Raw genomic sequence first — 15,401 nt, forward strand, 5'->3', positions numbered from 1 at the left:
GGTAGGTTACTCTTTGCAGTTGCAATTGTTGCAGGTTCCTTTAATGATTAAGTTCGTTTCTGAAATCTTGTATCCATCGGGCAAGGGAACTTCCGGCGTTAAAACGGTAGGCATACATTTTACTTTTTGGCATTTGCTACAATAAAAATGTGCATGTTTACTTTTTCCTTTGTTGTAAGCTCCCAGTGCATACCTAATCGTTTGGTTGTCAATTACTATTTTGTGTATTATGCCGGAGTCTTCAAGTGTTTTAAACGCACGGAAATAGGTAGTTCGGTCGTAATTGCCTTCAAGTTGTTGGCGAATTTCCTGCTCAGATAAGGCTACTTCGTTTGAGTCAATCACTTTTATTATGCCCTCGCGACAGCTCGTTCGTTTTAAATTGTGGTTGGATAAAATGTCAGATGGTCTCATGGATGCAACTTTATTTTAAATGCAACAGTGTTGCAAATATAAGGAATAATGGTTTGCATTTGCAAGTCGCTCTTCGTATTAATTTCCAAACATTGTATCTGACCTTAGTTAATACCTGCCAAGAAAATATCCCCATGGAAAAGCCTCCTGGAATCACTTTTCAACACGCATTGTTAATATCTAATTCCAAATACCTATAGTAATTAAGTAATATTACTTTAGTTTTGATTTATTAAAACCATTAGGTTCTGGTGATTTTTATATTACCAGATTAAAAGGGAATCCTGTGAAAATCAGGAGCTATCCCCGTAGCTGTAAATCCTATTTTAGTGATTCGAAATTTATGTGCCACTGTTCAATCCATTTCGAGGATAAATGGGAAGGCCTTTTCGAATTGGGACAAGCCAGAAGACCTGCCATTGGTTTACTTTGTAGCTTTCGGGTGAAAGGCGAAGAATGAAGTAATGGCTTCTCTTTATTTTTCCTGTTTCTATTCCGTGCTACCATTTTTCTTTTTTAACCGGTTTGCTGTATTGTGAGCCAAAAAAATGATGTTTATGGAGTTAAATGGTGCTTTTAATGAGCTCGTTGTTCGGAAACGCGACGGGCGAATGGTGGCTTTTGATGCTGCTAAAATTTCCTATGCTATTTTTAGAGCGTTGCGAGCCTGTGGCAAACCCAATCGGGAACTCGCTGGTGATTTAATGCTGGATGTACTTAAAAGACTCAACCTCTTCGCGAGTGAATTACCTATTTTGACTGTAGAGAAAATTCAAGATGAAGTGGAGATGATGCTGTTTGACAGCCGCCTTTTTGATGTTGCTAAAGCTTACATCATTTACCGTAAGCAGCATGAGTCAATGAGGAATGCACGTGAGCTGATGTCGAACCTCGATTTGGTTGATAATTATCTTAATCTTAACGACTGGCGGATTAAAGAGAGTGCGAATTCTTCTTATTCGCTTCAAGGCTTAAACCAGCACATAGCAACGGCAATTAGTTCGCAGTACTGGCTTGAGCGTATTTATCCTGATGAAGTCAAGAATGCTTATTTGTCAGGTCGTTTGCATATCCATGATTTAGGATTTTTGAGTGTTTATTGTGTCGGATGGGATTTGCAGGACTTATTAATGTCTGGTTTTACTGGTGTTACAGCTAAGGTGGAAAGCAAACCAGCCCGGCATTTTAGAACGATTCTCGGGCAAATAGTAAATTTTTTCTATACCATGCAAGGTGAAGCAGCCGGGGCTCAGGCTTTTTCTAATTTTGATACCTTGCTGGCTCCATTTATCCGTTTCGACAAACTTGAATTTGATCAGGTAAAACAAGCCTTGCAAGAGTTTATGTTTAATGTGAACGTGCCAACGCGGGTGGGCTTTCAAACCCCATTTACGAACGTTACACTGGATTTGAAAGTGCCTGATTTCATGAAGAATGAACCGGTTGTAATTGGAGGTGTGCCAATGAATTGTACTTATGGCGAGTTTCAACCTGAGATGAATCTTTTCAACCGTGCTTTTGCTGCCGTTATGGCTGAGGGAGATGCCAACGGAAGAGTGTTTTCGTTTCCAATTCCAACTTATAACATCACTTCTGATTTTGATTGGGACAATCCCGATTATAACCAGATTTGGGAAATTACAGCAAAATATGGCATCCCCTATTTTTCTAATTTTGTGAATTCTGATATGAGCCCTGATGATGTGCGCAGCATGTGCTGCCGCTTGAGATTGGATAAGCGAGAGTTACAAAAGCGAGGGGGAGGATTGTTTGGCGCAAATCCTCTTACCGGTAGTGTTGGCGTGGTAACTGTAAACCTGCCGCGGTTGGGATATGAAAGTGAGAATGAAGACGATTTTTTCTCGCGACTGGAGAAATTGATGGAAATTGCTCGCGATAGTCTGGAAATTAAGCGTAAAGTTATTGAACGCTTTACAAAAGAGGGCTTGTATCCATATTCCAGATTCTACCTTAGGCATATCTATAATCAGTTTGGTATGTATTGGAAGAATCATTTTTCTACCATTGGGATTATTGGTATGAATGAATGTATCCAGAACTTTATGGGACATGATATTACCTCTGATATGGGGCGTGAATTTGCTTTACGTGTAATGGATTTTATGCGTTTAAAGCTTGAGTTATTTCAAGAAGAGAGTGGGAATATTTACAATCTGGAAGCTACTCCAGCCGAAGGAACATCCTACCGATTGGCTCGTATTGATTTAAAGGACTATCCGGATATCATTGTGGCTAACGAAAAGGATGTCAAAAATGGACATAAACCCTATTATACTAATTCAACGCATCTGCCTGTGGCATATACAAATGATTTATTCAAAGCTCTATCGATGCAGGATGCCTTTCAGGTAAAATATACAGGAGGAACTGTGTTCCATACTTTTCTTGGCGAAAACCATATTTCAGCCGAATCGGCAAAACTGTTGATTCGCAAGATAACTCATAACTTTCATTTGCCCTACGTTACACTAACGCCAACATTTAGTATTTGTCCCTCGCACGGTTATATTGCGGGGGAGCATCGGTTTTGTCCCTCGTGCGCAAATGAGGGGCATGAATCTAGTTGCGAAGTATATTCACGTATTGTTGGATACCTAAGGCCTGTTGAGCAATGGAATGATGGCAAACAAGAAGAGTTTACTGATCGCAAGTTGTTTGATAACGCTATGTTGAAGTGAAGATTGGTGGTTTTTTAGAGCAGAGCCTGCTTGATTATCCTGGCTTCATGGCTGCAGTAGTTTTTGCGCAGGGATGCAATTTTAGGTGTGGATATTGTCACAATCCCACTCTGGTTCTTCCAGCTCTATTCTGTAATGCATTACCCGAATCGCTAATAGTCGGTTTTTTAGAGAAAAGAAAATCGTGGCTTGATGCAGTGGTAATTACAGGCGGAGAGCCAACTGTTCATCCGAGCCTTCCGAATTTTTTAAGGCAAGTTAGATCTTTGGGTTTTCGAATAAAACTCGATACCAATGGTACGAATTCCTCTATGATTAATTATCTTTTAAACAATGGATTGGTTGATTATATCGCGATGGATTTGAAGGGCATACCCGGAGATTGGGCTTTTTGGCAGAAGGTTGTTGGCATAAACCTTTCATCCAAAGTGAGATTAAATATCGAACACTCCATCAATTTGCTAATCAACGCTTCTGTTGTTTCTGAGTTCCGAACAACTTTTATTCCTGATTTGCATACAGATGAGATTATTCAGCAAATCAAGGAATCCGTGTCAGGAGCAGACCGCTATACAGTGAATGTTTTTCGTGATGGCTGCTTGGTGAATAATGCACTGGTATGAGTTTCTATGGCAGAAAATCGATTCTTTAATTACTCAATGAATCTGCATCCCAACTTATTGGGATGCAGATTTTCTTTAATGTGCTCTAATTCAAAGGTTAGAAGTTTTTTGATCGTTCCAGTAGCCGAATAAAAACCCCATTATTTGTGATTGTGCTGATAGTTAATAATCTCTTCCTTTGTATAGAATCTTTCTAAATAAACACTTTTTTTCTGGTGCAAGTAGATGGAATTAGAGAGATGAATTAAATAGGTGACATTCTTTACGTCATCAATGAGTAGACATAGAGTACCAGACAAATTCAATTTGGTGATATGAAGTTGATAAGCAAATCAGTTAATGGACAAATCGCATTTTGTCCTTGCCAAAATGTTTTCCACATGGAGTTTGGCAACCTACTTCTGAATCTCAATTATGAAGAGTTAAAGCGATTTTCAGATTACGTTCGAAATATTGATTATACGCATTATCTAAGGCTTAACAAAGATTCATTTAACCGTCGCAAACTGCTGCTCAACATTGGCGCGTCAAAAGCTTATTTGTGCCTTTCGTCATCTGAATTTCTTGAACTACGTGAACTGCTGGAGCTGAAGAATAATCCCCGGTTGCTTAATAATAGTGACCTGATTAACTGGGAGCTTGTATTAAATTGAATTATTCTGAACCTGGATAACTTCGATGATAGGAGATGCAGTTAATTATTGATTTGCATAGCATTATGTTTAACGATTGCTGAATACTATACTTATGAAGAAGATTGCAATATTTTATGGCTCATCCACCGGGAATACCAAAACGGTTGCCCACTCAATTGCAGATAAATTAACTGGTTGTGATGTGCATCTTGCCGATATCTCCAATGCTGCTGCCGAACATCTGACAGAATTCTCCTGTTTGATATTTGGTACTTCAACCTGGGGATATGGCGATATTCAGGACGATTGGGAGTCTTTTCTGCCGAAACTTAAAAAGGCTGACCTGAATGGGAAAAGAGTTGCCTTGTTTGGATTGGGAGATGGCGAATCATACCCCGATACTTTTGTGGATGGTATTGCTGATATTTATGATGCCGTGCTTAAATGCGGTGCTCAAGTTGTGGGGCAGGTACCTACCGATGGTTATAATTTTTCCGAGTCGCGGGCGGTAAAAGATGGCGTGTTTGTGGGGCTTCCGCTCGACGAGGACAATCAGAGTAATCTTACCAATCAACGTCTGGAGGCGTGGATAGGTGAGTTGAAGTCCTGCTTTAGTTAGAGTTTCTTTTAGTTAAATTAATCTTGCTTTTATGTTTGTCGGACGGCCCTTTTTTATGGCGAATGGGCCGTCCGTTTTTTCTGGTTACAGATAAAGGCACAGATACGGCGTATCCTCATTCACACTTACTTTAAATGTAACTCCTTTTTCTACTCTAAAAGAATCAAACTTCTTGTAGGTAGTCCATTCGGTGGCGCCGGGCAGTTTAATCTTCATCTCTCCCGAAATAACCGTCATTATCTCTACCGATGAGGTGCCGAAATCATACTCTCCGGCAGCCATCACACCGATGGTGGCATTTCCTTCGGCACCTTTGTGGGCTATGGAGACCACATTACCATTAAAATACTCGTTGATTTTGTACATGATTGTGCAATTTTGTTAGTGATATATTGATACTGCTAAGTGGTTTAATGTCTCTACAGATTTGTCCATTCTAAAAATTTCATGTTTTCTCACCAAAGCAAAAACTCTATTTCTGTTTAAGGATGTTTGCAACGCCTTGTTGATAGGCATCTATTGATTTTGCTTTTCGGATAATCTTATAAGTTTTATGCGCATCGGAGAACATTTGGCTGAAATATTCCCAGTAGCTCTGCATTTTTATCAGTAAATGCCCCGGTCCCGAGAGTGACTCACTCATAGATTGAAACAGGGCTTCGTGAAAGGATTTGAACTGCTCTGTCCAATCCTCTGGAAGTTGGCAGGAGCCGGTTTTTATCATGCCTGCCAAAAACGGATTTGAAATAACGCTGCGGCCTATAGCCCAGTGGTTTATGTGTGGAAATCGTTGTTTGAGGTAAACGAACTTTTCAACCGTATCAATGTCGCCGTTGTAAACAATTGGCAGGTCGCAGATTTCCATGCACTGTTCAAACATTTCCAAATCTGCATCGCCCTTGTAAAGTTGCTTGCCAATACGAGGATGTATAATGAGATATTTGATTTTATGGTTGTTGAGCACCGGCAGCAGCTTTAGTATTTCCTGATTGCTCTCATACCCGAGTCGCAGTTTTACTGAGATGTCTAAATCGGCTTCACCAGAAACTGTTTGCAGGATGGAGTCAATTTTGTCAAAATCCTTAATGAGTCCTGAGCCCATGCCCCTTTTGGCCACCATGGGGTAGGGGCAGCCCAGATTCCAGTTTAGTTCTTTGTAGCCCAGTTGTTTCACATAGTCAGCCACATACAAAAGTTCCTTGCTGTCACGCGTCATAACCTGGGGCACAAGGTTTTTTACTTCGTTATGGCTTGGTAACAGGTCGTTCTTATAGCTCTTCTTGATTTCCATTCCGCCCTGAAACCTGATATAAGGTGCAATGAAAGTATCAATACCGCCAAAATGCTGATTCACCAGATTTCGGAACCTATAGTCGGTGAATCCCTGTAATGGAGATGATATGATGTTTATATCCCTTTTTTCGTTGCTGATTGCCGTCATTGGAGCGGTTGCAGATTATTGGTTTGATTGGTAAAAAAAAAGCCCCATCAGAATCGAAGGGGCTTTTAAATATGGTTGATGCTTAAAAATTAAGCTTTGTCAACTTTGTACATGTGCTGAATCAGCTCAACAACTTTGGTTGAATAACCCATTTCGTTGTCGTACCAGCTAACAACTTTTACGAAGTTGTCGTTCAAAGAGATACCAGCTTCTGCGTCGAATACTGAAGTTTTGGTTTCACCAACGAAGTCGTTAGAAACAACAGCATCTTCGGTATATCCAAGTACACCTTTCAATTCGCCTTCTGAAGCAGCTTTCATAGCAGCACAGATATCAGCATAAGAAGCAGGTTTTTCCAAACGGCAAGTCAGGTCAACTACAGATACGTTAGGAGTTGGCACACGGAAAGCCATACCAGTAAGTTTGCCGTTCAAAGCAGGAATTACTTTACCTACAGCTTTAGCAGCACCGGTTGAAGAAGGAATGATGTTTTGGCCGGCACCACGTCCACCGCGCCAGTCTTTCATTGAAGGACCGTCAACAGTTTTTTGAGTAGCAGTGGTAGCATGAACAGTAGTCATAAGACCTTCAACAATACCAAATTTGTCGTTCAATACTTTTGCGATGGGGGCAAGACAGTTGGTAGTACAAGAAGCGTTTGATACAAACTGCATATCTTTTGTGTACTTGTCAAGGTTTACACCACAAACAAACATCGGGGTGTCGTCCTTTGAAGGAGCAGACATGATCACTTTTTTTGCACCGGCATCAATGTGGCCTTGTGCAGTTTTTTTGTCAAGGAACAAACCAGTTGACTCAACAACGTATTCTGCACCGATAGCATCCCACTTCAGGTCAGCTGGATTTCTTTCAGCAGTAACACGGATAGCGTTGCCATTTACAACCAGTTTTCCGTCTTTTACTTCAACAGTACCGTTGAAACGACCATGAGTAGAGTCATACTTAAGCATGTAAGCCATGTAGTCTACGTCAATCAAGTCGTTGATACCTACAATCTGTACATTGTCGAAGTTTTGAGCGGCGCGGAACACCAGACGGCCGATACGGCCAAAACCGTTGATACCAATTTTAATTTTTGACATTTTATCTCTGTTTTAAGTGATTATTTTGGTTAAAGTGATGTTCAAGAAGGGCTTTTTATTTAAAGCGGTACAAAAATATAAAAACAATGTCAAAGATTCAAGGAATGATTTGTTTCATTTGAGGCTGTAAATGTGAAATGAAGTTAAATTTCGGTAATTGTAACCTGCTCATTATGAAAATTAAAGGTGGGGCGAAAACTGAAGTGTGGTGTAAGAGGATGGTTTATGCAACAAAAAAAGGGAAACTTTTAATCCCCCTTTTTTGATTCATCATATAATCTGTTTCAAAGATTAGGCATGAACCGGTTGTTCTGTTTCGGCCTGGCTATATGCAGGGCAGTCGTAATTACTTTTGCATGACGAGAAAGCCAGCGCAATAAATACGAGAACTACAGCAATGGTTGCAACTCTTTTCATAATCACTTTTTTTTGTAAAAATAGGGTAAATGATTTATTTCAACAACTATATGCCCAGATAATCTTGTGCGATATACCCTAAAAACGAGAAAGAGGATGGTAGGGTTTCAATTTTTTGATGAAAGATGTAAGTTTTATTGTGGAGTGCGTTGAATGTGATTTTATGATATTTCTAACCCGGTTCTTTTTACTAAATCAATTAAGGGAGAGTCATTGTCATTAACAAAACGGCCTTTCCCTACCAAATAGGGCTCTATTTTTGAGCTTACTTTCCTTGTCAGACTCCAAACTTTCCCAGTTACATAATCGTCCTCATTTTCAGTGACTATCATTACGTCAATGTCACTTTCATCTGTGGCTGTGTTCGACAAATAACTGCCATATAGATATGCTTTATCAACGGTTATACCTTCGGAACGTAAAACTAAAATGTATTTTTTCAATAAATCTACAATCTCTCTTTTAGCCATTTTAATAAGGTATTAGTTGTTTCAAGGTATTCATTAACTTTTAATATGTCTGGAACGATAGGATTATAGTCGGGGTATCGGCCTTGAAGTTGATACTTCATTAATATCCCCAGAAATATTTCTGTTTCACTGTCTAGAGTCAAGTTGGTTTTTTCTGATAAATAGATTAAGTTATGTGATTTAGGAGCTATCTCACCTGTGTGCTTAACAACATGGGCTTTAATGGCTTTTTCTATCACTAAATGACAAAAAAACAATCCATGTAGAATGCGTTTTTCTTGAATTAACAATTTAGCTGTTAATAAATCATCATCAGCTCCGTTAATGCAATAGTCAATTTGCTTTTCTATATTAATCATCTTATGTGGTCAAGAATATCAAAGTTACTAAAAACAATCATTGAACAGATTCAAATTTCAATGTTTTCATACCTATCACGCTGGTAAGGGATTATTGTTAACAAAGTTAGATCTCTCCTACAAGGATTCCAAAAACCATTTACGCACTTAAAGTCTTAAATTTTGTGAAACCAATTGGCTAATTCAACTGACATTCCGATTTTTGCGGATGTTTTTGTCGTTTTAATTATATTCTTGTAAATGGGAATCGAAAAGGGGTTGTTCCAGCGTACGGAACTTTTAATGGGCAGTGAGCGAATGCAGGCGTTGGCTCAAAAGCGTGTCATTATTTTTGGAATTGGTGGTGTGGGCAGTTGGTGTGCCGAAAGTCTCATTCGTACCGGAATCAGACATCTTACCATTGTTGATTCGGATCGCGTTTGCATTACCAACGTAAACCGCCAGTTACATGCCACATCGCAAACGGTAGGCGAAGTTAAAACGGATGCCTTAAAAAGACGTTTACTTGAGATTAACCCCAATGCTGAGATTACTGCCATTCAAAAGATATACAACAAGGACAATCACCATATTTTTGAGCTGGAGAAATATGATTACATCATTGATGCCATCGACAGTCTGGGAAGTAAAATGCATCTGATACGCCAGGCTACACGCACCAATGCCGTGTTGTTTTCATCGATGGGCGCATCGTTAAAAGTAGATCCTACGCGCGTGAAGGTGGCAGAGTTCTGGAAAGTAAATGGTTGCCCGCTTGGTTCGCGCATTCGAAAGATGATGCGCAAAGGCGACTTGCCCGCTAAGAAGTTTATGTGCGTATACAGCGATGAGGTGCTCGAAAATGCAGGAGCTGGTGCATCATGTGGCACCTCAGCCTGCTTGTGTCCCAAATCAACAAATGCACCCGGCGACCCCGAACTGGCCAATCATGAATGGTGCAGTCTCAAAGCAGTTATCAATGGCACTGTAGCGCATATTACTTCCATTTTTGGTTTCACTCTGGCTGGTTTGGTTGTACAGGATATCTACCATTCACTCTCGAAAAACGAAACTGCATTACACGAGGCGCTTTGCTAAACCGGTAGCTCTTTTATATTTTTGGCTTGTTTTTGAGTGAAATGTTGTAATTTTCATCTGACTATATTTTGTTTTTAACGGCCAGAACTTGTCCCGATAAATCGGGACAGGCTATGTTCATGTGTGAGACCACTTTCACATGGCTCGTTTCATCATCGAAAACAGCGGTTTATGTATCAGCGAGACTACATAATGCGAATGCTAGAAATGCTTGGTGAACTTATTGCCGGCATTTTAGGTCTTATCCGTAAAGGTCAATTACATGACGCATCGGTACATATTGACCGGCTTTATTATGACATGCTGAAAAAGGATGCCGCATTTTTTTCTGCCATCCCAAAGAATGAACTTACCCAAGTGTTGTTACAAGAGCACAATTACAGTCATGGCCATCTCGAAATATTGGCCGAACTGTTCTTTGTGCAGGGAAAATTGTCCGAGGCTGAAAATAGTCCAATCGCAAGCCTTGAATTCTATGAGAAATCTCTATTAATGATACAGTCTATAATTGAGCTTTCACGAACTTTTTCGTTGGAGCATCGAAACAGGGAAACGGAGTTGAAAGAGCGAGTTGAGTCACTTAGAGGGCAGCTGGGTAAGAAGTAGATTGGCGCTGATTTGTAATCAAACAACCTTTTTTGGGGGTAGTTGCATTATAGTTTTAAGATGATAGATGTCTGATGCATCAGAAAAAGTTATATATCTTCGAAAACTGATTCGGTATCTCATAGAGTCTCATTTCTATCCATCTAGCATCTGTTAAATAAAAACCAGATATGGCACTTATAATAACGCTGGCAATCACCATTATTTTGCAGTTTTTTGCGGCTCTTGTGGCAGTAAAGCTCATGAAGGTCACCAAATACAATTTTTCATGGATTCTTATCTCTTCTGGTTTGATTATCATGGCTGTTCAGCGCAGTGCAGAGTTCTTACCATTTGTTACCAACATAGAGCCTCAATATTACAAACTTTTTTATACCTGGCTAGGTGCCATCGCCAGTCTCTTTTTTGCTTCGGGGGTATTTCTGATTCAGAAGATTTTTCAGCACATTAAGCAGGTGGAGCAACAAACGCGCAACCAGGAGAAAGCCCTGTTAAATGCCATCATTCAGGCCGAGGAGCGTGAGCGGCGCCGTTTTGCTACAGAGATTCACGATGGGCTGGGGCCACTTTTGTCAACCATTAAGATGTCGGTTTCGTCTCTGGCTGCTGCGGAAACAAACCCTTCCAGTTTGTCCATCATTAAAAATACCAACATGGTCATCAGTGAGGCCATAAAGAGTGTGCAGGAGATTTCGAACAACCTGAGCCCGCATGTTTTAAAGAATTTTGGGGTGGCAAAGGCCATTCGCAATTTTGTCAATAAAATTAATCAGAGCAAAGGGTTAAAAGTGGTGTTTAAATCCAATGCCATCGATGACCGGTTTTCAGAAAGCGTTGAAATATTGCTATACCGGATGGTGTGTGAATTGCTCAATAATTCCATCAAACATTCGGGCGCTTCGCGGGTGGATATTGACATGCAGCTGAATGGAGAGCTCATCCAGGTAAACTATAAGGACAATGGTGTCGGGTTTAATACCGATGGACTTTGCGCCGACAAGCAAGGCGTTGGAACGGGTTATTTTAATATGTTTAGCCGCGTGAAATCGCTGAAAGGACACATCGAAGTGCTGTCTGATGTAAATAAGGGTGTTATTGTAACCATCTCAATACCGGTAAATGGATAGTAAAAGTAAAATTCGGATTTTTTTGGTGGATGACCACAGTTTGTTCTTAAATGGATTGAGCATGTTGTTGTCGTCGATGCCTGACATGGAAGTGGCCGCTGAAGCCGGCAATGGCAGAGTTTTTCTCGAGAAGCTACAGCACACCCCGGTGGATGTGGTGCTTATGGATATTGCAATGCCTGAGATGGATGGCATTGAAGCATCGCGGCGTGCACTGGAGCAGTATCCTGATATAAAAATTATCACGCTTTCGATGTATGGTGAACAGGAGTATTACACCAAAATGCTTGAGTGCGGAGTGAAAGGTTTTTTGTTGAAAGACAGCGACATACAGGAAGTTAAACTGGCCATCCACACTGTGGCCGAAGGAGGGAATTATTTCTCGCATCAGCTGTTGCGTAACCTGATACTCTCCCAAAAGGCCGAGTCACACCCCGAAAACGATGATGAGCAGCTCTCTAAACGTGAGTTGGAGATTCTGATTGGAATTTGCCAGGGGTTGTCAAACAGTGAAATTGCTGACAAATTGTTTATCAGTAAACGCACCGTTGAAAAGCACCGCGCCAATGTGCTGCTTAAAACGGAATGTAAAAATACTGCCAGTCTGGTGATGTATGCCATCAAAAATCAACTCATCGAAATGTAGCCTGACAGAAATTACTACGTATTAGTACTACCTGGTTTTTACGTATTTCCCCTTATTTAAGTAGGAAAAATTGTGTTTACTTTTGATTAAGAAATAACTCTGATTCAGAAGTAATGACCTCTTTATTAAACGAACTACGGTCTGACATACGCTTTGTGGAAGGGCTGAACGCTTGCATGAGTTGTGGCGTTTGTACTGCAATTTGCCCTGCAGCCGCCTACTTTGATTACGACCCGCGTAAGATTTGTCTGGAGGTGCAATCCGCTGACGAGAACACGCTTAAAGATATTTTGAGCAGCGAAGAGATTTGGATGTGCGGACAGTGCCTGTCGTGCAAAACCCGCTGTCCGCGCGGCAATACACCTGGGTATGTGATTCAGGTGTTGCGAAGGCTGAGTCAGGAGTCGGGGCTCTTTGTGAATTCCCGCTTGGGGCGTCAGCAATTACAGATTAAGCGAACCATTGGTCACAGCATTTTGGAAACCGGTTATTGTGTGCATCCCAGATTGGTCAAGCCGGAACTTCATCCGGAGCAAGGGCCTGTATGGCAATGGGCCGTTGACAATGGCGAGAAATTGTTCCCACATTTAGGCTCAAACTATTATAAGCCGGGAAACGGTGGCGTTCGTCAGATGGATTCGGAAACCCTGGCGGAGTTGCGCCGCATTTTTGAAGAGACCGGAGCCATTCGCCTTTTCGAAAAGATAGAGAAAGCCATGGAGACTGCCGGTTCTGAAGTAGTATCGGCTTCTGATTTCAAGTAAATCCTACATTTTAAGCATTATATAGTTACTTAAGTCATACAAGCGTCTGATTATTATGGAAGATTGTAGATTTTAGAGGGCTGGAACCATTCAGATATGAGAATTTCTCATCTGCTCATCTAAAATCTAAACATCTAACATCTATTTAAAACAATCCATTATTCTGAGGTGATGGCAAATATATCATGGAAAGATTATGAAAAGCGGGTGCCCGACGACCATTTTTTTTATGTGCGCAGCTGCATTCGGCAAACTTTTTTCCCGGGCGCAGAGACAGCTCTGTTGAATATTTTACGCAACGAGCTTGGGAAGGATGTGTTTGAAGACAGCCGACACACAACCTGCACCGGCATAGGTTACCATTCAGACATCATTCCATTGGAAACAATCATGACTATGGTGGCGCGTCAACTGTCGCTGATGACGGAGGCCGGGTATCGCAATCTGTTGGTTTCATGTGTGACATCTTTCGGGATATATCTTGAGATGTTGGATATGTGGAAACATTTTCCTGAAAAGTTGGAACAAACCAGGGATGCTTTACGGAAAACCACCGGGCGGGAGTTTGAGTTGCCTCAATCGGTGGTACACGCCTCGGATGTGGTATTTCATTTTCGCAATGAGATTTTGAAGCGTTCTTCTGTTCGGCTGATGAATTGTAAAAGTGGAGAGCCGCTTAAAGTGGTGGAGCATGTGGGTTGTCATTATGCGAAGATTTTTCCACATGAGGGTTTTGGTGGAGCGGAGTTCCCTTCTGTTTTGTCAGGGCTTGTTGAATCCTGGGGTGGCACGGTTGTGGACTATCCGGAGCGCCGACACTGCTGCGGTTTTGGATTTAGGCACTATCTGATACAGGAAAATCGCGGTTATTCTGTGTCAAATGCCAAAGTGAAATTTGAATCCATGGCACCCTTTCAACCGGATTTTATTGTTGCCAATTGCCCCGGATGCGCCATGTTTTTGGATAAATGGCAATACACACTTGCCGAGATGACGGGCAAAACTTTCTCCGCACATGGTCACGGCATTCCAGTATTAACCCACGAAGAGCTGGCAGGGCTGATGCTTGGCATGGACCCATGGAAACTGGGTTTGCAGATGCATCAGGTACAGGTTGAATCGTTACTCGATAAATTGGGCATACTGTATGCGCCAATTGAGAAATATCGGTTGGCCGGAGTGGACATAAAACCACCTGCGCGTCCATCGGTTTTAATGGTTTGAATTGAATTTTTGGTTTCAGAGCTGGTTCAAAATCCAATCATCTTACATCTAATCATCTTACGTTTATCCATCTTCTCATCTATAAAAGATAAGTTTTAAAGTCTGAAAATATGTCGCAACAAAAAGTGGCCATAGTAGGTGCCGGTCCAGCCGGTTTGCAGGCTGCCGCCACGCTGGTAAGTCTGGGGGTTTCTGTCGAGATTTTTGAGAGAAATGGTTCTCCCGGAGGGCACCTTAAACAATGGCATGCCTTGTTTCCGCACTTTCAGAATGCAACCCATGCATTAAATCCTTTGCTGAATGGTGTTAAAGGCATTACCATGCATTTGGGGAGTAAGGTTTCTGAGATTTCCCATAATGGAAATACATGGCGACTGCTATCTGACGACGGACTTAAATATGAATCAGATGCGGTGTTGCTCACCACCGGTTTTAACCTTTTTGATGCCTCGCGCAAAGAGGAGTATGGTTATGGCGTATATCCGGGCGTGGTCACCTCGGCACAACTGGAAGAGATGTTTAATGGTCAACGGCCGTGGCCATTTGATAAATCATTGGCGGCACCAAAAATAGGGTTTGTGCATTGTGTTGGCTCACGCGATGTGAAATGTGGTAACCGTTTTTGCAGTAAGGTATGTTGCGTTACGGCGGTGAAACAGGCCATCGAAATCAGAAAGAGGTTTTCCGACTCAGCAGTTACATGTTTTTATATGGATTTGAGAATGTATGGTCTTGGTTTTGAGGAGCTCTACCACGAAGCGCAGGTGAACCATCAGGTGCAATTTATCCGTGGCCGATTGTCAGAGGCATCGCCGGCAGTGTCAGGCAAAATTCAAGTAAAGGCCGAAGATACGCTAATGGGGCGCCCCTTAAAACTTACACTTGATATGCTTGTATTGATGGTTGGCATGGAGCCTGCCGTGAAATTAACTGCCCAAAACAACCATCTGGCACTTGGTAAGCCCGGGTTTGGCGATGGTTTTATGGCAGATAGAGAGCTGAATACGCCTGAATACCTTCAGGTGACGCCGGGATTGTTTGTAGCCGGTGCCTGTAAAGGCCCTGCATCTCTGCCTGATACCATTCAGGATGCCAAAGCTGTTTCTGTGGATGTATATAACTTTTTAAAAACAAAAAGTTGAAGTAATATATTTCTACTGGTAGCAAATTAATTGAT

The 15,401-nt window shown here is 41.5% G+C and carries 18 protein-coding genes and 1 riboswitch; of the genes, 11 read left to right on the forward strand and 7 right to left on the reverse strand.

The genetic code is table 11. The annotated features are described in order from the left end of the window. Positions 1–6: 6 nt before the first annotated feature. Positions 7–414 (reverse strand): Fur family transcriptional regulator, encoded by a 408-nt coding sequence (locus ALKIM_RS0112670; protein WP_026474979.1) that lies wholly within the window; start codon positions 412–414, stop codon positions 7–9. Positions 415–640: 226 nt separating this feature from the next. Then, positions 641–848: riboswitch (cobalamin riboswitch) on the forward strand. A 123-nt stretch (positions 849–971) separates the two neighbouring features. Between ALKIM_RS0112670 and ALKIM_RS0112675 the strand changes: the two genes are divergently transcribed. The 4 genes from ALKIM_RS0112675 (at position 972) to ALKIM_RS0112690 (ending at position 4,990) form a co-directional block, all read left to right on the forward strand. After that, positions 972–3,113: a ribonucleoside triphosphate reductase gene (locus tag ALKIM_RS0112675; protein ID WP_026474980.1), complete on the forward strand. Its 2,142-nt coding sequence runs from the start codon at positions 972–974 to the stop codon at positions 3,111–3,113. After that, complete coding sequence (locus ALKIM_RS18475) at positions 3,110–3,736, forward strand: anaerobic ribonucleoside-triphosphate reductase activating protein (protein ID WP_052345546.1); 627 nt, start codon at positions 3,110–3,112, stop codon at positions 3,734–3,736. The genes ALKIM_RS0112675 and ALKIM_RS18475 overlap by 4 nt, the downstream gene beginning before the upstream one ends. A gap of 314 nt (positions 3,737–4,050) precedes the next feature. Next, entirely contained in the window at positions 4,051–4,389 is a 339-nt protein-coding gene (locus ALKIM_RS0112685; protein ID WP_162148817.1) for a DUF6686 family protein, read from the forward strand. Positions 4,390–4,483: 94 nt separating this feature from the next. Further along, positions 4,484–4,990, forward strand: coding sequence for a flavodoxin (locus ALKIM_RS0112690; RefSeq protein ID WP_026474982.1), 507 nt, complete (start codon positions 4,484–4,486; stop codon positions 4,988–4,990). Positions 4,991–5,074: 84 nt separating this feature from the next. Here the strand turns inward: ALKIM_RS0112690 and ppnP are convergent, their stop codons facing one another. The 6 genes from ppnP to ALKIM_RS19350 form a co-directional block, all read right to left on the reverse strand. Then, the gene (gene ppnP / locus ALKIM_RS0112695; RefSeq protein ID WP_026474983.1) at positions 5,075–5,356 is read right to left on the reverse strand and encodes a pyrimidine/purine nucleoside phosphorylase; all 282 of its coding nucleotides are present in this window, start codon (positions 5,354–5,356) and stop codon (positions 5,075–5,077) included. 106 nt (positions 5,357–5,462) lie between these two features. Further along, the gene (locus ALKIM_RS0112700) at positions 5,463–6,431 is read right to left on the reverse strand and encodes a tRNA dihydrouridine synthase (RefSeq protein ID WP_044117933.1); all 969 of its coding nucleotides are present in this window, start codon (positions 6,429–6,431) and stop codon (positions 5,463–5,465) included. Positions 6,432–6,520: 89 nt separating this feature from the next. Continuing rightward, entirely contained in the window at positions 6,521–7,534 is a 1,014-nt protein-coding gene (gap, locus tag ALKIM_RS0112705; protein ID WP_026474985.1) for a type I glyceraldehyde-3-phosphate dehydrogenase, read from the reverse strand. Positions 7,535–7,825: 291 nt separating this feature from the next. After that, positions 7,826–7,951, reverse strand: coding sequence for a hypothetical protein (locus tag ALKIM_RS20325; RefSeq protein ID WP_262480533.1), 126 nt, complete (start codon positions 7,949–7,951; stop codon positions 7,826–7,828). Between the two features lie 161 nt (positions 7,952–8,112). Beyond that, positions 8,113–8,421, reverse strand: a complete 309-nt coding sequence (locus tag ALKIM_RS0112720; RefSeq protein ID WP_052345547.1) for a nucleotidyltransferase family protein — start codon at positions 8,419–8,421, stop codon at positions 8,113–8,115. Then, positions 8,400–8,780, reverse strand: coding sequence for a HEPN domain-containing protein (locus ALKIM_RS19350; RefSeq protein ID WP_052345548.1), 381 nt, complete (start codon positions 8,778–8,780; stop codon positions 8,400–8,402). The genes ALKIM_RS0112720 and ALKIM_RS19350 overlap by 22 nt, the downstream gene beginning before the upstream one ends. Before the next feature lie 240 nt (positions 8,781–9,020). Here ALKIM_RS19350 and ALKIM_RS0112730 point away from each other — a divergent pair, with 240 nt between their 5' ends. The 7 genes from ALKIM_RS0112730 to ALKIM_RS18495 all read left to right on the forward strand — a co-directional run bounded on the left by ALKIM_RS0112730 (position 9,021) and on the right by ALKIM_RS18495 (position 15,366). Then, complete coding sequence (locus tag ALKIM_RS0112730; RefSeq protein ID WP_026474987.1) at positions 9,021–9,857, forward strand: tRNA threonylcarbamoyladenosine dehydratase; 837 nt, start codon at positions 9,021–9,023, stop codon at positions 9,855–9,857. Between the two features lie 171 nt (positions 9,858–10,028). Continuing rightward, complete coding sequence (locus ALKIM_RS0112735) at positions 10,029–10,463, forward strand: DUF6483 family protein (RefSeq protein ID WP_026474988.1); 435 nt, start codon at positions 10,029–10,031, stop codon at positions 10,461–10,463. A gap of 170 nt (positions 10,464–10,633) precedes the next feature. After that, on the forward strand, positions 10,634–11,590 hold the full coding sequence (locus ALKIM_RS0112740) for a sensor histidine kinase (protein ID WP_026474989.1): 957 nt from the start codon (positions 10,634–10,636) through the stop codon (positions 11,588–11,590). Then, the gene (locus ALKIM_RS0112745; RefSeq protein WP_026474990.1) at positions 11,583–12,236 is read left to right on the forward strand and encodes a response regulator transcription factor; all 654 of its coding nucleotides are present in this window, start codon (positions 11,583–11,585) and stop codon (positions 12,234–12,236) included. Before ALKIM_RS0112740 ends, ALKIM_RS0112745 begins: the two co-directional genes overlap by 8 nt. Positions 12,237–12,349: 113 nt before the next feature. Then, positions 12,350–13,000, forward strand: coding sequence for a 4Fe-4S dicluster domain-containing protein (locus ALKIM_RS18485; protein WP_044117934.1), 651 nt, complete (start codon positions 12,350–12,352; stop codon positions 12,998–13,000). A 171-nt stretch (positions 13,001–13,171) separates the two neighbouring features. Next, the gene (locus ALKIM_RS18490) at positions 13,172–14,224 is read left to right on the forward strand and encodes a heterodisulfide reductase-related iron-sulfur binding cluster (protein ID WP_052345550.1); all 1,053 of its coding nucleotides are present in this window, start codon (positions 13,172–13,174) and stop codon (positions 14,222–14,224) included. A 110-nt stretch (positions 14,225–14,334) separates the two neighbouring features. Then, a complete protein-coding gene (locus ALKIM_RS18495; RefSeq protein ID WP_044117936.1) occupies positions 14,335–15,366 on the forward strand; it encodes an FAD-dependent oxidoreductase in 1,032 nt (343 codons plus the stop codon). Positions 15,367–15,401: the final 35 nt, after the last annotated feature.

This window comes from Alkaliflexus imshenetskii DSM 15055, assembly GCF_000517065.1.
GTDB classification, from domain to species: domain Bacteria; phylum Bacteroidota; class Bacteroidia; order Bacteroidales; family Marinilabiliaceae; genus Alkaliflexus; species Alkaliflexus imshenetskii.